Below are 24,293 nucleotides of genomic sequence, written 5' to 3' on the forward strand. Positions count from 1 at the left end.
ATTTAAAATTTCCTAATATATCAATGGTTTTAAAAGGTATTTTTTATTTTTTTAACCCATTTCTTTTTTTGTTAAAAATAGTCTTTAAAATCTTCAATAATTTTTGTATCAGGAATGTGTGCATATAGTTAAGTTATCCGATCAGTATTATGCCCTAGTAATTTTTGGATGACTCTAGTATTAATATTCTTATCTAGGCACCTGGTTGCAAAACTGTGTCTTAGACCGTGCATACTTATATGTTTTATTCTAAAATCAGATCATCCTTTAAAATTTTATCAATCACTTTATTAAGATGACGGTCCAAAGCATTAGTGTTGACTGGAACTTCGTTATAGGTGATAATTAGTTTTTTCATTAGTTCATCATTTTGATATATTATTTTTTTACGTTTTATATTCCCTTCTCTGGATACATAATTTTTATGATCAAGTAGCTACATAAGTGCTTCTTTACAATCTTTATTAATTGGAACAATTCTCATTGATGACTGCGATTTAGGTGTATCTAAATTGTAAACTGCTTTATTATAAATCACAATAACTTTATCCATATTATATTCATGATTATAATTAGATTTTTGAACCTGATGTTTTATATAAATTAGATCATTATTAAAGTCTAATTCATCTAATGATAAACCTAATATTTGACCTATTCTCATACCAGTATTAAGTGCAATTATCATTATCTTACTAAAGTATTCATTTATCTTTCTACTATATCCAATAAGTGTTTTCTGTTAATCACACAAATATTTGTATATAAGCTCTTTATAATCATCTAAATATTTTTTTGTTTCTTGTTTTTTTAGGCGCGATACCATTTGGCCTTCTGCTTAGTGTTTTTCGGCTACAGTTTAATTCTCTTGCAAGTTTAGAAACATTCAATTTAATTTCTCCTTCCTTATAGGCTCTGCTTAATATTAAAGCCTGATCTAAATTATTTATTTTAATGACTGCTGTATTTAATATAATTCACTCCTTTACAGGGAAGAATTATATCAAAAAAGATTACTTTAATTGATGCAAAGTGTAACCACTTATCTACAACAATTTGGGTAATCTTATTTTAACTTTTATAAATCAAAAAAGAAGATTGAACAAAATGCTGTTTTAAACGGCATATAATTCAATCTTCCTGCTAAAATAATTTGCGATTTTTACTTTATTATTGTGTTTAATTTGCAATTTAACAAGATATATTCATCTTTTTACTTATTTTTTGAATTTATACTTACCTTTTCCATGACCAGATACTGGCTCTATAATATCTTTCTGTACTAAATTTGAAAGAAATTTAGAGGCACCAGATTGCTTCAAGTCAATGACTTTCATTACTGCACTTCTACCGAAAACTTCATCATACCCGAATTTTTCAAATAATTTACGGACATGATTAGCTGTTTTAATAGATAAATTTTTTTCTAAAAGTGTACTTTCAATATCTACTTCTGTGTTTTGAATGTCCACTTCTGTGTTTTCAATATCTACTTTTGCAGTATTTAAAGATCCACTTATATGCATATCTCGGTTATGTAGTTCATTTTTCTCATTTAAAAGTAGATTTCTGAGAAAAATTTCAAGGTATTCAGTTGTTTCATGAATTCCTTTTTGCAAATTGGTATAATTAGCACGGACTAGTGCATTTCTAAAATACCAGGAATTTTCAGCAAAGATAGCATTAGTTGAAAAAAAAACCAAGTGTTCTAAGATATTTAATAAAAAATACTGCTGTTGTTCTTGTGTTACCTTCACCAAAAAAAGATTCATTTCGAAAAAAAGAAACCTGAATATGATTTCTTAATTTGTGATATCAGTGATTAATTCTTTTTAAAATTTCTATATTTTATGTATGTATTTTTAATAATAATATGTATGTAATAAAGCAAATAATTCAATCAAATTGACCAGGAATTTTAACCCATTAATTAACCCCTTTATGATAATTTAACTCATTTTTGTATTCATGATATAGCTAATTATAACAACTTATAAAAAGATATCAATTTTCTCAAAAACGCTGCTATATCAAGGAAATAAGCAGAATTTTTCTATTATTATTTGCTTTTTTTTCTATTTTTATTAGAATGTTTTTATTGGAGGAAAAAAATGTATATCTTATTGTTTATCATAACCATACTGTTATCTTTAAAAACATCATGGACTTATAATAATTTTACTTATTTATCTTATCAAAATGATTTACGTATTTATTATTTATTATGGGTCAGTTGTATTTCGATATTTTTATTATATAAGGTAGTTAAAATATATCGGCAGTTTACATATTTTACTAAATCAGATTGGATCTTAATTACTACTAGTTTTATTACTATGCTTGTAGGGGCTTTTTTACCATATCATCCTGATAGTGAAGATTTATTTTCATCGTTACATATTATTTTATCGATGCTTGGCGCTATTACTATTTTATTGATTATTTTTATTTTGATTAATCGTTTGATGAATTTTGATTTTTCTTTATATCAAAAAATGACTTCTTTATATCGAACTCAATTACTTATATTAGGAATGTTGATTGTGATGTTTGGCAATATTAATAGTATAATTGAGTTATATTTTACGGCTATAGTATTATATAATTTAGCTAAAATAGAAAAAAGTACGACATAACATCGTACTTTGCAAAGATCTTTCTTTGAAATTTAGCCATTATAATTATCATTCTTTGCATTGGTAATTATACTCCAAATTTCTAATAAAAGAAAGAGGTAAAATTTAAATATTTTTTTCTAAGTATTTATATTGCATACCCTCTTTTAATTCATCACTATCATACCCTAGTTGTTCTAATAATGTATAGCCAAAAGCCAGTGCTGCTGCCGGCCCTTTTCCAGTAATAATATTACCATCAACTTGTACCAAAGCTTCTTGATAATTGGCACTAGTTAGTTCATCTTCAAATCCTGGATAACAAGTTACTGTCTTATTTGCGATAACATCAGCTTTTTGTAATACAATTGGTCCAGCACAGATAGCACCAATGAATTTATTATTTTCATTAAATCTTTTTACTAATTCAATAACTCTATTATCATCGCGTAAATTTGTTGCCCCTGGTAGACCACCTGGTATAACGATCATATCATAATCATCTAAGTTATTATCATAAACACAATCCATTGAAATTTTAATTTGATGTGAACTTGTAACCACTTCTTTATCCATTCCAACCATTGTACATTCAACATTAGCCCGACGCATAATATCAACTACGCTTAAAGCTTCTAATTCTTCAAATCCATCATGAAATAATACTGCAACTTTTTTCATTTAATAAAACCTCCTATACTTGTATTTTACCACTTATACTAATTGATAAGCAATTTAAATTATTGAATTATTATATAGATAGTAATATAATTACTTTGTTATTAAGTAAATATTTAATAGTGACTTGACACTAATTATCTAATTACAAATAACGTTTAATATATTTTAACACCGTATCTTTATGAACGGTAGTGGAGGTAAAAATGAAAAACAAAAAAACTAAAAATCTTGTCTTGTATGCAATGTTTATTGCCATTGAAATGTTACTAGTATTTATTCCCTTTCTAGGATATATTCCAATTGGCCCTTTGCGTGCAACAACATTACACATCCCAGTTATTATTGCCGGAATTACTCTAGGTAAAAAAGGTGGTTCATTAATTGGACTGGTTTTTGGACTTTCAAGTCTATTTTATAATACTATTAGTCCAACAATAACTTCTTTTGTTTTTTCACCATTTATTAGTGGAAATATCCTAAGTGCAGTTATTGCTATTGTCCCTAGAGTTTTGATTGGTTATATTGCTGGAATTATTTTTGAAAAATTCCAAAAAGCTAAAATTAATAACAATATTGGTATAATTATTGCTGGATTAGCTGGTTCTTTAGTTAATACCATTTTAGTTTTAGGGGGAATTTATTTTATTTTTGGCCAAAGTTATGCTATTGCAATTGGTCAGGATTTTAATCTTCTTGTTACATATTTAATTGGAATTATAACAACTAGCGGTATTTTAGAGGCAGTAGTTGGAACAATTATTGCTTTATTTGTATGTAAGCCGCTATTAACATATACTAAGAGAGGAAGTTAAAATGAAAACTATTGTTGTTGGAGTAAGTGGTAGTATTGCTGCTTACAAAGTCTGTGATTTATTACGAGCATTAAAAAAATTAGATTATGACCTTGAAGTTATTATGACTAATAATGCTACTAAATTTATTAGCCCTTTAACAATCGGAGCCTTAATTAATAAGCCGGTACTACTTGATGATTTTGATGAAGAAGGTTATCAAATTAAACATATTAGCTATGCTAAAAAAGCTGATTGTTTTGTTATTGTACCAGCAACTGCTAATATTATAGGAAAAATCGCTAATGGTATTTGTGATGACATTGTCACTTCGACATTTATGGCAGCAACATGTCCTAAGCTAATTGCTCCAGCAATGAATGTAAATATGTATGATAACTTAGCAAATCAACGTAATATTGAAAGATGCAAGACTTATGGCATCAAATTTGTAGAACCAGGCTATGGTTTGTTAGCTTGTGGCGATGTTGGTCGTGGTAAATTAGCTGATTATCAAGATATTATTACAATGATCGAATATTGTATGAATCCTAAACCATTAAAAAATAAATATGTTTTAATAACTGCTGGCCCTACTCAAGAAGCGATTGATCCCGTAAGATATATTACTAATCATTCAAGTGGAAAAATGGGTTATGCTTTAGCTAAACAAGCATTTTTATTAGGAGCAAGAGTTACTTTGATTGCTGGACCTACCAATCTAAAAGTTCCTTATGGTATTAAAAGTATCAATATTACATCAGCTAGAGAGATGTTTGAAGCTGTAAAAGAAAACTATCATGATCAAGATTTTATTATCAAAGCAGCTGCAGTTGGTGATTATCGCCCTAAAGAAACAGCAGTAAATAAAATAAAGAAAAAAGACGATAACTTAGTTTTAGAATTGGTAAAAAATGATGATATTTTAAGTTATTTAGGTCAACATAAAACAAATCAAATTATTTGTGGTTTTGCAATGGAAACCGAAAATTTGATAAAAAACGCTAAAGATAAATTTATCAAAAAAAATTGTGATTTATTAGTTGCAAATAGTCTTAAAGAATCAGGAGCTGGTTTTAAAGGTGATACTAATAAAGTTACTTTGATTACGGCAGATGAAATTGAAGAGAAAAATATAATGACTAAAGATGAAGTTGCTAAAACAATCTTATACAAATTAATAGAAATTAAAGGAGAAGAAAAATGTTAGTTGTAATTGATATTGGTAATACAAATATTACAATGGGTCTATTTGATGGAGATGAAATTATTGGAAATTACCGTCTAACAACAAAATTAGAAAGAACTTCTGATGAATATGGTTTTATGCTGTTAAGCTTTTTAAATGCTTCTAATATTGATGTTGAACAAATTCAAGATGTTATAATTGCTTCAGTTGTACCTAAAATCATGTACTCATTTACAAATTCAATCAAAAAATATTTTAATAAAGAACCAATTATTATTGGACCGGGAATAAAAACTGGAATTAGAATCAAAATCGATAACCCAAAAGAATTAGGAGCTGACCGTTTGGTTGATGCTGCGGGTGCTTATTATATTTATGGTGGTCCATGTTTAGTGATTGATTTTGGAACAGCAACAACTTTTGATATTATCAATGATCATGGCGACTTTTTAGGTGGAGCTACGGCACCGGGGATTGGAATTAGTGTCAATGCCCTTTCAAGTCAAGCTGCTAAATTACCAGAAATTGAAATCAAGAAGCCAAAAAATATTATTGCTAAAAACACTGTATCTAGTATGCAGGCTGGTATTGTTTATGGTTATATTGGATTAACTGAAAATATAATTTGTGCATTAAAGAATGAATATGGTGATAATTTAAAAGTTGTTTCAACTGGTGGTCTAGGTAGAATTATTTTTAATGAGACTGATTTAATTGATATTTATGATCCTGATCTAACTTTTAAAGGATTAAAAATAATTTATGATATGTATAAAAAAAAATAATCAAAAAGCATAAAAGTTGTGGGTTTCCACAACTTTTTAAATATATTTTCTTTCAATATCATTAACTGTATATATAATTAAGTTACTATTATCTTCTTGATACATTAATAAAACATCATTTATTTTTACGCCTAGTACTACTAACTCACGCTCTAACCATTGGGTATCTCGATTGATCAAGTTTAAGTTTTCATAAATTATTTTTCCTTCTTTAATTAATAAAGATGGTAATTCTATTGGTGTTATTTTTAAATTTAAATCTTCTGCTGTTACTTGTTGATATTGCTGTTTTGGATAAAAACTAAGCCGGCCATTAGTTTCTAAAATCACTAATGCTAATTCTTTTAACTTAAAATATCCTGCAATTCGACATTGCATTAAAAACTCATCAAGATCTAATTTTGCTTTTTTTAATTCTTGATAATATATTTTATCATTTTCATATAAAACAACCGCCTGTCCATCAATTAGTTTTCTTATCTTTAAAGAATTTCTAGTTAATTTCGATAATAAAATAATTAAAATGCCATAAATAAGCATTGCAATTAATGGCTGTAAAAAATCATCAAACTCTCCTATTGCCAGTTCGCTTGCAATACTACCGATTGTTATACCATTGATATAATCATACATATTTAATTGGCTAACCTGCCGATAGCCCATTAATTTAGTTATAATAAATAAAACTGCTAATGATAATAGTGGGAAAATAATAAATTCAACTATTTGCATCTAATCACCACATTTATTTTTAACAGTTTTATTTTAATTAAACAGGATATTAAATTGTTAATATTTAAAACGAAAAAGAATTAATCTTTTTCGTTTACATATACTTCTTCAATTTCTCCAATATAAATATAATGGTAATCATAATTTGGATAATTTTTAATATCTAAATCTTTGTCAATAAATCCTTCAGGTTCGATTTTTCCACGATATAATTTTTTACAAGTAAAACACATTGTTCCTTGTTTAAAAGTAGGCTGATTATTTAACATTTCTATATCAAAACCAACTTCTTTGATTTTATCACCATCACGTCCTGATTTTGATCCTAAGACACCTAATTCCTTTTTATAACCTTTAAAACAAGTAATTGTAAAATAATCTGATTCATCAACAAATTCTCTAGTATAACGTTGTGGACGAATATAAGCTGTTATTACATTTTTATTCCAGATAACACCAATACCACCCCAAGAAGCAGTCATGGTATTTACTTGATCCCCCTTTTTAGCACTGATTAATAACCAGTCTTTACCAATTGTTTCAAATGGATTTAATTTCAATTCATTAATATCAATTTTTTTATAACTCATCTAAAAACCTCCCTACTTATTCAAAAAGATACCAAGAATCACCTACACTATCTTCTACCTGCCCGGTTTCTAAATCTACAGTGACCGTAGAATACATAACATTAGCTGTATTGCCACCAGTATAACGAACAACTAGTTGATAAGTATTATTTTCTTTAACACATTCATTTTCAAAAATAACATAATCATCACTGTTTGTTGTTTTAATATAATGATTAATTACTAGCTGACAGATTTCATCTAATGATAAATCTTGTGGGGATCTTTCTTGTTCCTGGTTAGTTTCTTCACCAACTTTAATAATTCCCCATTTACCATCCTGTTCTACCCAGCATTTACCATTATATACTGGTAAAATTTTATCAAATATTCCCGCTGGAATAACAATATTTCCATCAGTATCATTTAATTGCCATTTATCATCTTTTAATAAAGTAACAAATCCTTCACTAGCACTATATGCAAAATCAGAAAAATTATTAATTGATTCTCTAGGATATACCTCGAACTGATTCCATGAAGCATCATATTCAATCGGTATAACTTCTTTACCTTCGGCATTTAAATAACCCCATTTTCCATCTTTTTTAACTGCGATTAATCCATCACAAAAGCTACCAGCATCTTCATAAATAAAATCCGTTAATTGTTTATCATTTACAAATATTGCATATTTACCATCTTGTTCTAGTTGCCAGGCACTGATATCACCTTCTGGCAAATCATTGACTTGTTGTACTGGATATGGTAAATCTGATTCGATCGTCAATTCGCTATCAAGACCATAATTATTAATAGGTATTAATTCATCGTTATAATAATAGATTTCACTTAATGAAGGTAAATATTCATAAAATGGTATTGGTGTTACTGTCCTATCAACCTCAAAGAAATTACTATTGTTAAAATTATTATCATAATAATTATCATCAGTTTCTACAATATAAATATCATTAAAATTCGCTAGAACTTCAATACAATCAATATCATCTAAAACATTGCCATCATCGTCAATTAAACCATAACGATCATCTTTTTTTATTACTGCATAATTTTTTAACATCTGTTTTTTAGTAGTATTTAGATAATTTTCAACCGATGAACTTCTTAAATAATAAATATCATCAGCATCAATATCCGGCTCAACTACCCAGCTAAAATCAATATAGTGATCAATTTCATCATGACGATCATTTAATTTATCTTTATCTTCATCAGAAACTTTTTCTTCACCTTGTTCTAGTATCTCTTTAGCTTTATCATAATCATTTTGATAAGTATATACATCTGCTAGTTTTAAATACGGTTCAACAATCTTATCATCAATCTCAATAATTTCTAAATATGTATCTTCGGCTTTTTTATAATCTTTTTCTTCAATATAACGATTACCTTGTACTAATAAATCATTAATTTGTTTTGTATCTAATTGTTTATTAATAAAGATAGCAGCAATTATTATTGCAATTACAGTAATAGTGCTAATAATGATTATTTTCGATTTAGATTTTTTAACAACTTCTAATTTCTTGCCACATTGACTACAATATGTCGCATTTCTTTCATTTTTTGTACCACAATATTTACATTTCATAACATTACCTGATTATTATTTAGATAAGTTTTTAAATAACTCCATTGCTTTTGTTACATCATCAATATTAGCAACTCGATAAGTCCAGTTCGTATCGTTTACCACACCAGGTGTATTAAATCTTTGATCATTGTCGACTTCTAGTAAATCCCATATTGGAATAATGACATCACTAGCATCTGATTGTAAACAGAATTTTAAAATAGCTTCGTTTAATGGTAAATCATCATCGACAATTGCTTTTAATTTATAAATATCTTCTTCATTTAAACCACTTATCCAGCCTTTGATTGTTTCATTATCATGTGTTCCTGAATAGAAAAATGAGTTTTCAAGATTATCATAACCGTTATTTAGCATAAATTGAAAAACTTTCATTCCTTTTAAATGGTAATGATCTTTTAATTCAATAACCTCTGGTCGTAAATATCCTAAATCTTCAGCTACTAATTCAACATCACCTAAAGTTTCATATATTTTATCAAAAAGTGCATAGCCAGGTGCATATTGCCATTTACCTTCCATCGCTGTTTTAGCACTAGCAGGTATATCCCAATATGAATCAAAAGCTCTAAAGTGATCAATACGCGTAATATCAAAAATTTCACTAGCCCAGCCAATTCGTTCAATCCAAAATCTAAAATCATTTTTCTCTAAATATTGCCAGTCATAAATCGGATTACCCCAATATTGTCCTGTAGGGCTAAAATAATCAGGTGGCACCCCAGCAACACTAGTTGGATATCCAATACCATCTAATAAAAATGATTTATTATCTAACCACACTTCTACAGAACCATGGTCAACATAGAAAGGCATATCACCAATTATTTTTATTCCTTTATCATTAGCATATTTTTTCAATTTAAACCATTGATTGAAAAATATATATTGTACAAATTGATAATAACCTATTTCTTTACTATATTTAGTTAAATTAACTTGATGTTCTTGAGGATATTTTTTAAATTCATCAGGCCAGCTAGCCCAGTCGTAACTATTATTGACTGTGGCAAAAGTACAAAAAATCGCATAATCTAAAACCCAAGGACATTTTTTTAAAAAATTATAATAATCTTCAGTAAATTTAAAATTTTCATATGCTTTTAATAAATAAGTTCTTTTAAATTTACGTACTTTATCATATGGGACTTTTATTGCATCAGGATAGAATTCAGGTACTGAATCTAATAAACCATCAGCAACTAAATAATCTAAATTTATATAAATCTCATCTCCAGCATAAGTACTAACAGCTCGATAAGGCGAGTTAGCTTGTGTTGAGGGGTGAAATGGTAAAATTTGTAAATAATCAGCTCCATTTTTTTCTAATAGGTCAATAACTTTATAGGCATTTTCTCCTAAATCACCAATGCCGTGATTTGAAGGAAAACTAGATAACGGAAATAAAACACCTGTTTCCATTTTAATATCCTAAATCCTGATTAACTATTACAATTTTTATTCTGCCTACATTTCCCTGATAACCTAATTTTACAAAACTGCTACAAATTCTATCTGGTGATAAACAATCCATACATTCCCCTTTTTTAGTGCATGGCGTATTTTTATTTAATCTAACTGCATTAGCTGGTGCGCTAACTGTTTTTATATGATTAATGGCCTCTGCTTCAGTATTAAAGATTTTATTTTTTCCCGCAATAACAATTACTTCTTTAGGACCATAAATCATTGCTGCTACACGATTTCCGTTTCCATCAATATTGTATAAACATCCATCAGTAGTTAATGCATTAGTACTAGTAATAAATAAATCACTAGTAAAAGCTTTTCGGTAAATTTCCTGCATTTGTTCACGATCTAATCCTTCTTGATAACGATCATGTAAAATTACATCAGAATTATGAATTTGTTCAATTACACCAGTTTCAAATAGGGTCATTGAACCTCCTAGCGCTACTGTCTTTTTATTGCATAAGTAACGACTCAAATAATTGTGTAATTGTTCAAAATCGTCAACAAAATTGATTTGCATATTGTTTTTTTCGAATGCTTTAATCATATCATCTTGTTTAATTTTAATTATTGTTTGTAAATTTTTGTCCATAAAAGCCATTTCCTTTCCATCGTATAATATTAATTATATTATTTTGCTAGCACAAAATCAACAAACTAAATTTTTTTATCTATACACATTATTCACATGTTGTTCACAATGGGAATAACTTGTGAATAATGTGCACAAAAAAATCCTTGAATGATTAATTTCAAGGATTCTTTATATTTATCTTAAAATTCGCATTGAATTTAAAATGGCAATCAATGTTACACCAACATCAGCAAATACACCCATCCACATATTAGATAATCCAAACATTGTTAAAAGTAAAACTCCTATTTTGATAACCAATGTAAAAATTACATTTTGTTTTAAAATAAGATTTGTTTTTTTGGAAATATCAATGGCTTCACCAATGGTATCAATATCATCGTTCATTAAGACAATATCAGCAGCTTCGATTGCAGCATCGCTACCGACACCACCCATGGCAATTCCTAAATCAGCTCGAGCTAAAACTGGTGCATCATTGATACCATCACCAACGAATGCTGTTTTTTTATTATCTTGGATCAATTCTTCAACTTTTGTTACTTTATCTTGTGGTAGTAATTCACTATAAACACGATCAATACCTACTTTACTAGCAATATCATCAGCTACTTCTTTACGATCACCAGTTAACATAACGGTATCTTTTATTCCTGATTGTTTCAATCGTTTAATTCCAGTAATAGCAGTATCTTTGATCTTATCAGCAACAACAATATTTCCTAAATACTCATCATTACAAGTTATATGAACTACTGTTCCAACTGTTGTTGGGTTTGTTACTTGATAACCCATATCTTCAATATAAGATTTATTTCCTAAATGATATAAATCATTATCAATCTTTACCTCAATACCTTTACCAGCAACTTCTTTAAAATCTGAAATTCTTGATTGATCAATTTCTTGACCATATTTTTCAACAATACTTCTAGCAATTGGATGATTAGACATTCTTTCACCATAAGCACCAATCATTAATAAATCATCAGAACCATTGACTTCGACAACTTCAAAGCTACCTTCAGTTAAAGTTCCAGTTTTATCAAATACTATAGTATCAATATCTTTTAATAGTTCTAAGTAATTGCCACCTTTAATTAATGCCCCAACTTTACTAGCTTTTCCTAATCCGGCATATAAACCTAACGGTATTGAAATGACTAAAGCACAAGGACATGAAACAACTAAAAATGTTAATGCTCGATATAACCAGTCAGTAAAGACTGCATCTTTAAATATCAACATTGGAATTACTGCTAAAGCAACAGCTAGAAAAACTACTGTTGGAGTATATACTCTAGCAAACTTAGTTATAAATTGTTCGATTGGAGCTTTTTTACTAGCAGCATTTTCAACTAAATCTAAAATCTTAGATACTGTTGAATTTTCATAAGCTTGAGTTACCTTGATTTTAATAACGCCTGTTAAATTTACAACACCAGCTAAAACTTCATCATTAATATCTACATTTCGTGGTAATGTTTCTCCTGTCAAACTTGATGTATCTAAGCTACTATTACCATTAACTATAATACCATCTAATGGTACTTTTTCTCCTGGTTTTACTAATATTATATCATTGATTTTAACTTCTTCAGGAGCCACTTGTTTTACTGTATCGTCAATTACTAAATTAGCATATTCACTTTTAATATCCATTAATGAACTAATAGAAGTTCTTGTTTTATTAACTGCATATGCCTGAAAAATTTCACCAATTGAATAAAATAGCATTACTGCTATTGCTTCTTTGTAATCACTGATACAAAAAGCTCCGATTGTTGCAATACACATTAAAAAGTTTTCATCAAATATTTGACCTCTTTTTATATTTTTTAAAGCTTTAAATAAAACTTTATAACCAATTAATAAATAAGCAATACCAAAGATAAATACATCATATTTTGTACCACCTAAAATAATTCCAATTATATAAATTATTGTTCCAATAATTAATTCCACATGATCTTTACAAACAAATAGTTTTGGTTTTTCTATAACTTTAATATCTTTTTTCATTGATAAAGTAATTCCGCTTTCTACTTTATCAATTACATTTTTCAAACGTTTTAATAATTCATCATCACTCATTTCCCTATTCAACTTAACTTTTAGTGTTTCAGTTGAAAATATTATCATTGCATCTTCAACTTCATCCATCTTATTAATCTCTTGTTCAACTTTCATTGCACAATGTGCGCAATCAAGTCCATTAATATTAATATTGATAGCATTTTTTAAATCACCATGGTGCATTGTTTCTACATGTTCATCATGATGGTCGTGATGACATCCACAACCACATTCATCATGGTGGTGTTCATGATTGCAATCGCATGAATGGTGATGATGATCATGGTCACAATCACATGAATGGTGATGGTGTTCGTGATCATGTTCGTTGTGTGTTGAATTTTGATTAACTAATTCAACATCTGGTTCGATACTACAAACAACTTGTTTGATCTTTTCTTCATCAAAACTATTTTCATCAACATCTAAAAACAACGTCGTAGTTGCAAAAGCAATATTACATTCATTGACATAATCTAATTTATTAAGCTGATCTTCTATTTTTTGAGCACAATGAGCACAATCCAAACCCTTCAAACTATACTTTAGTTTCATAAAAATCCTCCCTTATTTATTTAAATGCATAATATGTTTATATCCAGCATCAAATATCTGTTTTACATGTTCATCATCAAGTGAATAATAAATCAAACGCCCATCTCTTCTTGATTTTACTAATTTTGCCTGTTTTAAAATTCTTAATTGATGAGATATTGCTGATTGAGTCATATTTAAACATGCAGCCAAATCATAAACACACATTTCTGCCTCAAACAAAGCACAGATGATTCTAACTCTAGTAGTATCACCAAAGACTTTAAAAAGCTCGGCAACATCATATAATATTTCTTCTTGTGGCAATTTTTTACTTACTCTTGCCACTGTTTCTTCATTAACTATCTTTTCCATATCACACCTCTTTATATGAATATTTATTCATATGTTAATATAATTATATATCGTTATATTTACATTGTCAATTACAGATGTTAAAATATTAAAAAAGGCTGGTGAATTAAATGAAAAAATTATTAATAGTAATCGATTATCAAAATGATTTTGTTAGTGGCAGCTTAGGTTTTGACCAGGCGGTTAATTTAGAAGAACATTTAGTTTCTTTAATTAATACATACCATGAAAACAACGATGATGTTATTTTTACTCTTGATACTCATCAAGAAAATTATTTAGATACTCAAGAAGGACAAAAATTACCAATTGTTCACTGTGTTGAAAATACTGATGGTTGGCAGTTATATGGAAAAGTTAGAGATTTGGCTAAAAATGATAAAAAAATTCTAAAAAACACTTTTGGTTCTTTAGAATTAGGTAATTATTTAAAAAATAAAGATTATCAAGAAATCACATTAGTGGGCGTTGTTTCTAATATTTGCGTTATCTCTAATGCAATAATTGTTAAAGCAGCACTACCAGAAGCTAAAATAACTGTTGATTATCAAGGAATTGCAAGCAATGATGAAACCTTGCAGCAAAAAGCTCTAGATATTTTAAAGAATTTACAAATCGATATTATTGGCTGTTAATATTAAACAGCCATTTTTATTATAGTTCACCATCAATTTTATAATAATGACGATAAGCGTTACCCCTTGTAATTCTTAGTAAGTTTTCTTCATTAGGAAAATGAACGGGATTAGTTTTATTTTTCTGATATAGTTTTATAACATCCTTAGCATCGGTTAAAATTTCCTCTAATTTCATTAAACCATACATTTTGGGTGGCAATAAATAGATTGGAATATCAACATTTGTTTTATCTATAAATTGTTCAACATATATTTTTAAATGCGGACAGCACATGATGATATCTACATTTGATAACTTATCTTCAACAATAGCAAATGGATAAAACTCAATATTTACCTCATTTTCTAAATTTTTTTCAACTATCTCCTTTTTCATTCTCTCTGTTACATAACTTGAAGAAAAACCCCCACCACAACAAATCAAAATCTTAAGCATTATAAATCTCCTTCTTATATTGATATAAAAAATATTATAATTAATATTAACTTTTCTAGCAATAATTAATAAAATTTATTATTATTTTGCATATTTTTATGCAATTATGCTTTGATTAGCTAATTTCTATCTTGTATCGCCTATAAAATAAGAGTATACTATTAGTAAATTAAGGGGGTTTTTGATAATGGAAATCAAAATTGAAAGAGCTGCGACTCTAAAAGAGAAACCAGATCAAAATAATTTGGGATTTGGAAATTATTTTACTGATCATATGTTTATGATGGATTATACTGATGGAATTGGATGGCATGATGCACGTATTGTTCCATATGCACCTATTCCAATGGATCCTGCTACAATGGTATTACATTATGCTCAAGAAACATTTGAAGGATTAAAAGCATATCGTGATCCTGATGGAAACATTACACTATTTAGACCAGAAATGAATGCTCGTAGAATGATTAATTCAAATAAACGTATTTGTATGGCAGAATTACCTGAAGATATGTTTGTTGAAGCTGTTGAAGCAATTGTAAAATATGAACAAGATTGGATCCCAACAGCAAAAGACACTTCTTTGTATATTCGTCCATTTATGTTTGCAAGTGAAGCTGGTGTTGGGGTACACCCTGCTAAAACTTATACATTTGTAATTATTTTATCACCTGTTGGTAATTATTATCCTGAAGGTGTAAATCCAGTTAAAATCTGGGTTGAAGATGAATATGTGCGTGCTGTAAAAGGTGGTACTGGATTTACAAAATGTGGTGGTAACTATGCTGCTAGTATTGCTGCACAAGTTAAAGCTGAATCACATGGATATACTCAAGTTCTTTGGTTAGATGGTGTTCATCGTAAATATGTCGAAGAAGTTGGAACAATGAATGTAATGTTTGTTATTGATGGAAAAGTTATTACTGCTCCATTGGAAGGATCTGTTTTACCAGGGGTAACTCGTGATTCAATTATCCATATCTTAAAAGATTGGGGATATACTGTTGAAGAACGTGAATTAAGCATTGATGAATTAATGGAAGCTGGTAGAAAAGGTACTTTAACTGAAGCATTTGGTACTGGAACAGCAGCTGTAATTTCTCCAGTTGGTCAACTTTATTATAAAGGTGAAGAAGTAGTAATTAATGATTTTAAAACTGGTGATTTAACACAAAAATTATATGACACTTTAACTGGTATTCAATGGGGACGTCTAGAAGACAAATACGGTTGGGTACGTCATATTAAATAGATAAAAAATAGCATCTGCAGATGCTATTTTTTTATTGACTAGATTCGATTTCTAAATATGATTCATTAAATTCACCATTTACAAAACCAACCGTAAAATCATTTTCAACATATGATTTCGTTTCTACTGAAATATCTTTCCCCTTATATAATATTTTAGCTGGTGAAAAACTGACTATAACCGTTCCCTCATTATCCATTACTCGAGCAATTATATAACTTTCAGTTAATATTGTTTGACTATTTGAATAACTATCAATAATTTTGCCATCTTCTTCATAAATGGATAAAATATGATAAGTTGGCATTATTGAGACAATCTTTTCAGCTGTAGAACCGTCACTGTCAAAGTCTTGATTACTACGTGCTAAACCAATATGCCAGCCATTTTGATTAAATTCTAATATTGTTTCTACATGGTCTAAGTCATCGTATTGTTCATTAACATATTCTTGCATTGAATTGTATGTTTGACTCGTAGATGAAAGAGCCTGATTAAAGATAAAAATAATAATTCCAAAATAAATAATTGCTATAATTAGTGTTTTTCTTACTTTTTTAGATTGAATATGATTGTATTGTACTTGATTTTTTGTTAGTTGTTGATAAAGATCAATATATTTTTTATCATATTTAATTTCATCATGTTCTAATATTTTAATCACTGTATTATAAATAGGAACATGCTTTTTTTCTACGTAGTTATCTAAGATCTGTTTATCTTTATTAATTTGATATTTAGTAACTGCTTCGATAAAATCTCGAAATTCATAAAAATGTACATCATCAATTTCTTTTAACAAATCTAGCATTTGTTGATAGTCTTTTTGATCAAAGGCTTCTTTTATTTTATTTATCACTTTATCAGGTTTATTATTATTTGAAAATAATCGTTGTAATTTTTTGGTTTCTATTTTTGTATTTAGTGGGAATTCTTTATAAAAATAGATATTTAATAATTCTAAAATAACTTTAGCATTATTACTGTTTAATTCTTTTTGATAAATTAAAAAGGCATCTATCAATTTTTCAGGCGACTCATTACATGCTAATGAAGTTAAATATAGTGTTAATTGAATCTGACGATCTTTATGTTTAGGAAATTGCATGCAAATTGAATTTAAGATTTGCTGAGTTTCCTGATAATTATCATAATCAAATTTTAAACTTGAATATAATTTGCTAAGGCTGTTTAAATAAATATTAGTATGCACAAGTGTGAATATAATAAAACATATAAGTGATAAAATAAGCACGTATATTAAATATTCTCTAATAGATATGCAAGCAAGAAGCACTATTATATTAACTATATAATATAAATAGTTAATTATTCTATTTTTTAAGTTAATTTTATCATAGTTTATTTTATACTTTTCGATAAAATTTTCCATTTTCTTTTACCCCCTCTTTTTATATAAACGAATTAAAAGTAAGCAGTAAATTATACTTGCTTACTTTAATAATAATTATCGATTTTTTAAAGGAACATATTCATGAGTTTCCCCTACATATTTAGCTGCAGGACGAATAATCTTATCGGCATATAATTTGTTTTCAATATTATGAGCTAACCATCCTACTGAACGTCCTACTACAAACATTAACGTATATAACTCTCTTGGTATTGATAACATATCATAAATCAATCCACTATAAAAATCGACATTAGCACAAACATGAATTTTTTTTCTGATTTCAATTGCAGCAATTGCCGCTTTTTCAAAGCGATAATAGAAATTAAATTCAGCTTCTCTCCCCTTTTCCTTGGCTAATTCTTTACATTGTTGTCTTAAAATTTCACATCTAGGATCGCTTAAAGTATATACAGCATGACCAATACCATATATTAATCCACTGTTATCATTAAAATTCTTATCTAATATTTGTTCAATAATTTGTTTTATTTGTTCATCGGTTGCATCTAAACCAATACAATCAATAACTTTTTGCATTTGATCCATAACTGCAAGATTAGCACCACCATGGCGTGGTCCTTTTAATGAACCAATTGCTCCAGCAAAACTAGAATAAATATCAGTTCCCGTTGAACTAATTACAATATTTGTAAAAGTAGAGTTATTTCCACCACCGTGATCAGCATGTAAAACTAAACACATATCTAAAACTTCAGCTTCTTTAGTAGTAAACTTTTTATCATCTCTAAGTAAATACAAAATATTTTCAGCAATTGAATAATCTGGTCGTATTTGATGAATATATAGACTCTGTTTATCAAAATAATGAACTTTACTACGATAAGCATAACATACAATCGATGGTATTTTAGCAATCAGATTTAATCCTTTATACATAGTTTCTTTAGGTGATGTGTTGTCAGGATCATCATCATATGAATAAAGCATTAATACTTCTTGCTGTAATTTATTCATTAAGTTTTTTGAAGGAAATCCTAAAATTTTAGATTCCAAATAATGTTTAGGTAATTCATAACGTTTAGATAATTCAGCTTTAAATGTTTCTAATTCATCCTTGTTTGGTAAATAACCAAAAATAATTAAAAAACATGTTTCTTCAAATAAAAAACGTTGATGTGGTTCTCTTTTATTAATTATGTCAGAAACAGCAATTCCTCGGTAATATAACTCACCACGACAATCTATTTTTTTATTATTTTCCCTTTTATAACCTACTACATCAGCAATTTTAGTTAATCCAACTAAAACCCCGGTACCATCTTCATTTCTTAATCCTTTTTTTACATCATATTTTGTATACAGGTTATTATCGATGTTATTATCCCCATCTCTAGCCTTTTCGATAAATCTATCAACTAGTACACTCATATAAACACCTCCTAAAAATATAAGTAGGTTTATTATAGCACTTATTACAGAAATTGTATACAATAATTGTATACAATATTTTTTTAAGTTATTCTTAAATAATTCTAAATAAATCTAAATTATAATTGTGCTTATTGTTTATTTCATTTTTTTAAGCTACAATAATAAAAAGGAGAATTATATGAAAATAAATAATCATGAATATCATGGATTAAGTAGTAAAGAAGTTGCTCAACGAATTAATGAAGGTAAAATTAATGAGATTGATAACCGAATTACTAAATCCTATAAAGAAATATTTTTAAACAATACAATAACATTTTTTAATATATTAAACATCAGTTTATTTGCTTTAATAGTTTTTGTTGGTTCATATAAAGACACTTTATTTATTTTTATTATTATTATTAATACTATTGCTGGTATTTATCAGGAAATTAAAGCTAAACGAACTTTAGACCGGCTATCAATTTTGACAGCATCTCATGTTGATGTAATTCGTGATAATGAGATAAAAAAAATTGGTATTGACCAGATTGTTTTAGATGATTATCTTGTTTTATCAACAGGATTACAAATTCCAGCTGACTGTGTTTTAATTGATGGTCATATGGAAACTAATGAATCATTATTAACTGGAGAATCTGATCCGGTATTGAAATTAAATGGTGATAAATTATTCTCTGGAAGTTTCATTACTTCAGGACAAGGAATTTGTAAAGTGACTCATGTTGGTGAAGATAGCTATATGAATCAAATTACAAAAGAAGCAAAGAAATTAAAAAAACATAATTCAGAATTAAATCGTTGTTTAAATAAAATTTTAAAATATATTAGTATTGTAATATTGCCAATTGGAGGCCTACTATTTTTAAAACAATTTTTATATGCTAATCAGCCATTCGATGATGCTGTTGTTAGTACCGTTGCAGCTATTATTGGAATGATACCTGAAGGACTTGTTTTATTGACTAGTGTCGCTTTAACTATCAGTATTTTAAGGCTAGCTAAACAACAGACTTTGGTACAAGAGTTATTTTGTATTGAAACATTAGCTCGAGTTGATGTTTTATGTTTAGATAAAACCGGAACTATTACTGAAGGTAAAATAAAAGTTGAATTTGATATTAAATTTGATGATGTAAGTATTGAAGAAATAATTGGAAATTTAATGTATTCGTTAGATGACGATAATGTCACATCTCAAGCTTTAAAAGAACATTATCCACCACAAAATACATTTAAACCTTATTTTGTAATCCCATTTAGTTCTGATCGAAAATACAGTGGTGCTTCATTTGAAAATATTGGAACATATTATATCGGAGCATATCAATTTTTATTCCCTGGTGGTCATGAAATATTAGATGAAAAATGTAAAGATTATGCTAGCCAAGGATATCGAATTTTAGCTTTAGCTCATAGTGATCAAGTCGTTTCTGATTTGTCATTACCAGATGATCTAATCCCTACTGGTATCATAGTTTTAAGTGATATAATTAGGGAAGATGCCAAGGAAACTCTTGCATATTTTTATGATCAAGGAGTTGACTTAAAAATTATCTCTGGAGATGATCCAATTACAGTTTCATCAATCGCTAAACGAGCTGGATTAAAAAAAGCAGACTATTATAAAGACGCTTCAACTATAAAAAATATGACTGAAATGTCAGAAGCATTAAAAAAATATTCTGTTTTTGGTCGGGTTACACCACAGCAAAAAAGAGAAATGGTAATTTTACTTAAAAAACAAGGTCATACTGTAGCGATGACTGGTGATGGTATCAATGATGTTTTAGCATTTAAAGAAGCAGATTGTTCAATTGCAATGGCTTCAGGTAGTGACGCTGCTAAGAATGTAGCAAATCTTGTATTATTAGATAATAACTTTGATGCAATGCCGCATATCGTTGATGAAGGACGTCGAGTTATCAATAATATTTCAATGTCAGCTTCTATGTTTTTAATAAAAACAATTTTTTCAACTTTACTGGCTATAACTACTATTATTTTTGGGCAGACTTACCCTTTCGAACCAGCACAGCTTTCTGTAATTAGTGCTTGCGGGGTTGGAATACCAACGTTCTTTTTAACTTACGAAGCTAATTTTGCTCGAGTTGAAGGCAGCTTTTTAGAAAAAGTCTTTAATAACGCCTTCCCTTCAGCATTTACAATAGCTTTAGGCTCAACTTTAATTACTAATATTGGTTTAGCGTTAAATTATAATGCAGAAATGCTATCGACGATATGTATTTTATTTACAGGATGGAACTATACTCTTGCTCTATTAAAAGTATATCGACCTTTAACAGTTTATCGTAAAATTATTATTTATACTACTCAGCTTTGTTATTACATAGCATTGATCATTGGTCAAAAAATCTTAGAACTAACAAGTATTAGTTTTAACTGGATGATTGTTTTATTAGCATTAATGGCCTTTTCACCTGTGCTAGTAGAATTATCAAGTTATTTAGTTAACATTATAAAATATGTATATCGTAAACTACAAAGATATCATTTAAACAAAATATCAAAGGTTAAGGAGTAAAATTCTTAACCTTTTTTCATTAAAATGTTAGAATAAAATAAAGGAGAAAGGGTTTATGTATGACAAAATAAAAGAACTTGCTAAACAATACTACTTAGAAACAGTAGAAACAAGACGCGATTTTCATAAGTATGCTGAAAGAGGCTGGCTTGAGCTAAGAACAGCTTCAATTATTGCAAGAAAACTTGACGATTTGGGGTATCAGGTTTTAGTAGGTAAAGAAATCATGCGTCCTGAAGGAAGAATGGGGATTCCTAGCAAACGAGTTTTAACAATGAATTATAAACGGGCTTTATCTCAAGGAGCTGATCCTTATTATTTAGAAAAAGTTAAAGATGGTTTTACTGCTGTCGCTGGTATTATCGAAAATGGTCCTGGTCCTGTTGTAGCAATTCGTTTTGATATTGATGCTTTAAGTATAGTTGAAGATGATTCTTGTGAACATATTCCAACTAAAGAAGGCTTTGTTTCTTGCAATTTAGGAGCAATGCATGCTTGTGGTCATGATGGTCATGCAGCAATGGGATTAACGGTTGCAAAAATTTTAGCTGAAATAAAAGATAATTTACACGGAACATTAAAACTAATTTTCCAGCCAGCTGAAGAAGGAGTTCGAGGTGCTAAATGTGTATGTGAAAGTGGCATTTTAAACGATGTCGATTACATTTTTGCCGGTCATATCTGGACATATGAAAACGAACATGAAGATACTGATTTGTTTTTAGGAATGAATGAAACATTTGCTACCACTAAATTAGATGTTACTTATCATGGCGTATCTTCTCATGCTGCTGGAATGCCACAGTTTGGTAAAAATGCCCTTTTATCAGCTGCATCATGTGTTTTGAATTTACATTCAATCCCTCGAAACAGTGATGGTTGTACCCGTGTTAATGTCGGTACTATTCACGCTGGAACCGGTCGTAATGTTGTCCCAGAAACTGCTAAATTAGAGATTGAAGTTCGTGGTGAAACAACAGAACTGAATACTTATATGGAAATATATGCCCGTGATATTATACATGGTTCAGCTTTAATGCATGATACAATTGTTGAAATCAAAGAAATGGGTAAAGCATATTCCTTAGAATGTGATAAAAAAATGATGGATATTATTCGCCAGGTATGTAAAGATCATTTAAAAGAAATTAAAGTGGCTAAAAATGATTTAAGCCCACTTGATGGCAGTGATGATTTTTCATACATGCTGGCAACCGTACAAGCTCATGGCGGTATTGGTACCTATATGAAACTTACTACTAATCTTGCTGCTGCCCCACATAATACTACTTATGATTTTAATGAAGAGGTCTTGTTAAAGGGTACTACGATTTATAGCACTATTGCTTATTATTTATTAAATCAATAAAACTAAAAGATAGAGTCTTTTATCTAAACTCTATCTTTTATATTTTTAAAAGAATTTCATAAACTCATCTACAAATGAGTCAACACCATTTTTAAAGTCATTTTTAAAAGTATCAAATTTTTCTTTACCTTCTTCAATAATATTATCTACTTCATCATCACTAGCATTATAGACATTTTTAGCATATTCCTTAGAATTAACAGCTAATTCTTTAATTTTATTAGAATCATCAACATTACCTTGAGTTGCTGCTGTTTCTAGAAATAAACTATGTTCATAAATATTTTTAGCAACATCTTTATCTTTAATATTGTCAATATTTTCATTAATGTAAGTAACTGATTCACTAACATCTTCTTGACTTACAGCATAATCACCATTAAATCTTTCTTCCACTTTACTATCAATTTTTGCTAATTCATCATCGTTAGTATTATCAGTATCTTCCATTGTATCTGTTTCATTACTTTGATTTTCAGAACATCCTGATAAACTAAATGAAAGAGTAAATAAAAGTGTCATACAACATAATAATTTAAAAAATCGTTTCATTTTAATTCTCCTTTTATTAATCTAATCATATTTTTACCAAAATTAAATATTTTAACCACTAATTGCATAAATTGTTGTATAATATAAAACGGTGATTAAAATGCGTGAAAAACAATTAGATAGCTTATTAGAAAATATTAAATATGAAATATCATTACTATCAAATAGTGCTGCTTTTATTTATCAAACATTAAATGATGTATCTTGGGCAGGATTTTATTTATATCAAGATGGTCAATTGATTTTAGGCCCATTTCAAGGTAAAACAGCCTGTACAATTATTCCATTAAATCGTGGTGTCTGTGGTGCTTGTGCAACTGATCAAAAAGTATACCGAGTAGCTAACGTTCATAACTTTAAAGATCATATTGCTTGTGATAGTGCAACAAATAGTGAAATAGTTTTACCAATCATTATTGACCAAGAACTATATGGTGTATTAGATTTAGATTCTACTAGTTTTGATCGTTTCAGCAAATCTGATCAGCTATTACTAGAAAAATATATTCAAATTATTATTAAACATCTAAAACGATTAAAGGGGCTGTAACGAAAGGAGGTTTTTTTAACCTTTAATGAAGCGTTACAGCTTCTTTTTTGTTTTGAAGATTATTTTTTGGAAAATTTAATTTTTTTGCTATTTTTAATTAATTTTT

At 28.4% G+C, this 24,293-nt stretch carries 24 protein-coding genes; 9 read left to right on the forward strand and 15 right to left on the reverse strand.

The genetic code is table 11. The features are described from left to right. Window positions 1–128: 128 nt before the first annotated feature. The 3 genes from B5E92_RS16025 to B5E92_RS11905 all read right to left on the reverse strand — a co-directional run bounded on the left by B5E92_RS16025 (window position 129) and on the right by B5E92_RS11905 (window position 1,757). Window positions 129–233, reverse strand: a complete 105-nt coding sequence (locus B5E92_RS16025; protein WP_087302470.1) for a tyrosine-type recombinase/integrase — start codon at window positions 231–233, stop codon at window positions 129–131. 203 nt (window positions 234–436) lie between these two features. Beyond that, window positions 437–688 (reverse strand): tyrosine-type recombinase/integrase, encoded by a 252-nt coding sequence (locus B5E92_RS11900; protein WP_087302472.1) that lies wholly within the window; start codon window positions 686–688, stop codon window positions 437–439. A 529-nt stretch (window positions 689–1,217) separates the two neighbouring features. Continuing rightward, window positions 1,218–1,757, reverse strand: coding sequence for a hypothetical protein (locus B5E92_RS11905; protein ID WP_204245279.1), 540 nt, complete (start codon window positions 1,755–1,757; stop codon window positions 1,218–1,220). Window positions 1,758–2,111: 354 nt separating this feature from the next. Here B5E92_RS11905 and B5E92_RS11910 point away from each other — a divergent pair, with 354 nt between their 5' ends. Next, window positions 2,112–2,636 (forward strand): hypothetical protein, encoded by a 525-nt coding sequence (locus B5E92_RS11910; protein ID WP_087302474.1) that lies wholly within the window; start codon window positions 2,112–2,114, stop codon window positions 2,634–2,636. Between the two features lie 105 nt (window positions 2,637–2,741). On the opposite strand, the gene B5E92_RS11915 is transcribed toward B5E92_RS11910, so the two are convergent. Next, window positions 2,742–3,296: a DJ-1 family glyoxalase III gene (locus B5E92_RS11915; protein WP_087302476.1), complete on the reverse strand. Its 555-nt coding sequence runs from the start codon at window positions 3,294–3,296 to the stop codon at window positions 2,742–2,744. A 203-nt stretch (window positions 3,297–3,499) separates the two neighbouring features. On the opposite strand from B5E92_RS11915, the gene B5E92_RS11920 reads away from it, so the two are divergent. Genes B5E92_RS11920 through B5E92_RS11930 form a run of 3 tightly spaced genes read left to right on the forward strand, consistent with a single transcriptional unit; the run spans window position 3,500 to window position 6,061 of the window. Beyond that, a complete protein-coding gene (locus B5E92_RS11920) occupies window positions 3,500–4,108 on the forward strand; it encodes an ECF transporter S component (protein WP_087302478.1) in 609 nt (202 codons plus the stop codon). A gap of 1 nt (window position 4,109) precedes the next feature. Continuing rightward, window positions 4,110–5,297, forward strand: coding sequence for a bifunctional phosphopantothenoylcysteine decarboxylase/phosphopantothenate--cysteine ligase CoaBC (gene coaBC, locus B5E92_RS11925; protein ID WP_087302480.1), 1,188 nt, complete (start codon window positions 4,110–4,112; stop codon window positions 5,295–5,297). Beyond that, on the forward strand, window positions 5,291–6,061 hold the full coding sequence (locus tag B5E92_RS11930) for a type III pantothenate kinase (RefSeq protein ID WP_087302482.1): 771 nt from the start codon (window positions 5,291–5,293) through the stop codon (window positions 6,059–6,061). Before coaBC ends, B5E92_RS11930 begins: the two co-directional genes overlap by 7 nt. A gap of 36 nt (window positions 6,062–6,097) precedes the next feature. Here the strand turns inward: B5E92_RS11930 and B5E92_RS11935 are convergent, their stop codons facing one another. The 7 genes from B5E92_RS11935 to B5E92_RS11965 all read right to left on the reverse strand — a co-directional run bounded on the left by B5E92_RS11935 (window position 6,098) and on the right by B5E92_RS11965 (window position 14,033). Beyond that, the gene (locus tag B5E92_RS11935) at window positions 6,098–6,793 is read right to left on the reverse strand and encodes a DUF421 domain-containing protein (protein ID WP_087302484.1); all 696 of its coding nucleotides are present in this window, start codon (window positions 6,791–6,793) and stop codon (window positions 6,098–6,100) included. Window positions 6,794–6,873: 80 nt separating this feature from the next. After that, a complete protein-coding gene (locus tag B5E92_RS11940; RefSeq protein ID WP_087302486.1) occupies window positions 6,874–7,383 on the reverse strand; it encodes a flavin reductase in 510 nt (169 codons plus the stop codon). A 16-nt stretch (window positions 7,384–7,399) separates the two neighbouring features. Next, window positions 7,400–8,977 (reverse strand): WG repeat-containing protein, encoded by a 1,578-nt coding sequence (locus B5E92_RS11945; protein WP_087302488.1) that lies wholly within the window; start codon window positions 8,975–8,977, stop codon window positions 7,400–7,402. A 15-nt stretch (window positions 8,978–8,992) separates the two neighbouring features. Then, window positions 8,993–10,402, reverse strand: coding sequence for a 4-alpha-glucanotransferase (gene malQ, locus B5E92_RS11950; RefSeq protein ID WP_087302490.1), 1,410 nt, complete (start codon window positions 10,400–10,402; stop codon window positions 8,993–8,995). A gap of 1 nt (window position 10,403) precedes the next feature. Further along, window positions 10,404–11,045 (reverse strand): lactate utilization protein, encoded by a 642-nt coding sequence (locus tag B5E92_RS11955; protein WP_087302492.1) that lies wholly within the window; start codon window positions 11,043–11,045, stop codon window positions 10,404–10,406. Window positions 11,046–11,222: 177 nt separating this feature from the next. Further along, a complete protein-coding gene (locus tag B5E92_RS11960) occupies window positions 11,223–13,679 on the reverse strand; it encodes a heavy metal translocating P-type ATPase (RefSeq protein ID WP_087302494.1) in 2,457 nt (818 codons plus the stop codon). A 12-nt stretch (window positions 13,680–13,691) separates the two neighbouring features. Beyond that, a complete protein-coding gene (locus B5E92_RS11965) occupies window positions 13,692–14,033 on the reverse strand; it encodes a metalloregulator ArsR/SmtB family transcription factor (RefSeq protein WP_087302496.1) in 342 nt (113 codons plus the stop codon). A 110-nt stretch (window positions 14,034–14,143) separates the two neighbouring features. Here B5E92_RS11965 and B5E92_RS11970 point away from each other — a divergent pair, with 110 nt between their 5' ends. Next, entirely contained in the window at window positions 14,144–14,668 is a 525-nt protein-coding gene (locus B5E92_RS11970; RefSeq protein ID WP_087302498.1) for a cysteine hydrolase family protein, read from the forward strand. Between the two features lie 19 nt (window positions 14,669–14,687). On the opposite strand, the gene B5E92_RS11975 is transcribed toward B5E92_RS11970, so the two are convergent. Further along, complete coding sequence (locus B5E92_RS11975; RefSeq protein WP_087302500.1) at window positions 14,688–15,107, reverse strand: PTS sugar transporter subunit IIB; 420 nt, start codon at window positions 15,105–15,107, stop codon at window positions 14,688–14,690. 187 nt (window positions 15,108–15,294) lie between these two features. On the opposite strand from B5E92_RS11975, the gene B5E92_RS11980 reads away from it, so the two are divergent. Then, entirely contained in the window at window positions 15,295–16,359 is a 1,065-nt protein-coding gene (locus B5E92_RS11980) for a branched-chain amino acid aminotransferase (protein WP_087302502.1), read from the forward strand. 31 nt (window positions 16,360–16,390) lie between these two features. Here the strand turns inward: B5E92_RS11980 and B5E92_RS11985 are convergent, their stop codons facing one another. Then, window positions 16,391–17,752, reverse strand: coding sequence for a hypothetical protein (locus B5E92_RS11985; RefSeq protein ID WP_087302504.1), 1,362 nt, complete (start codon window positions 17,750–17,752; stop codon window positions 16,391–16,393). A 75-nt stretch (window positions 17,753–17,827) separates the two neighbouring features. Beyond that, entirely contained in the window at window positions 17,828–19,165 is a 1,338-nt protein-coding gene (locus B5E92_RS11990) for a citrate synthase (protein ID WP_087302506.1), read from the reverse strand. A 181-nt stretch (window positions 19,166–19,346) separates the two neighbouring features. Here B5E92_RS11990 and B5E92_RS11995 point away from each other — a divergent pair, with 181 nt between their 5' ends. Then, on the forward strand, window positions 19,347–21,716 hold the full coding sequence (locus tag B5E92_RS11995) for an HAD-IC family P-type ATPase (protein WP_087302508.1): 2,370 nt from the start codon (window positions 19,347–19,349) through the stop codon (window positions 21,714–21,716). A 55-nt stretch (window positions 21,717–21,771) separates the two neighbouring features. Continuing rightward, complete coding sequence (locus B5E92_RS12000; RefSeq protein WP_087302510.1) at window positions 21,772–23,085, forward strand: amidohydrolase; 1,314 nt, start codon at window positions 21,772–21,774, stop codon at window positions 23,083–23,085. Between the two features lie 45 nt (window positions 23,086–23,130). Here the strand turns inward: B5E92_RS12000 and B5E92_RS12005 are convergent, their stop codons facing one another. Next, window positions 23,131–23,637: a hypothetical protein gene (locus B5E92_RS12005; protein WP_087302512.1), complete on the reverse strand. Its 507-nt coding sequence runs from the start codon at window positions 23,635–23,637 to the stop codon at window positions 23,131–23,133. Window positions 23,638–23,737: 100 nt separating this feature from the next. Between B5E92_RS12005 and B5E92_RS12010 the strand changes: the two genes are divergently transcribed. Next, the gene (locus B5E92_RS12010; RefSeq protein WP_087302514.1) at window positions 23,738–24,187 is read left to right on the forward strand and encodes a GAF domain-containing protein; all 450 of its coding nucleotides are present in this window, start codon (window positions 23,738–23,740) and stop codon (window positions 24,185–24,187) included. Window positions 24,188–24,293 lie beyond the last annotated feature (106 nt).

The sequence above is a fragment of the Erysipelatoclostridium sp. An15 genome (assembly GCF_002160675.1).
GTDB lineage: Bacteria > Bacillota_I > Bacilli_A > Erysipelotrichales > Coprobacillaceae > Thomasclavelia > Thomasclavelia merdavium.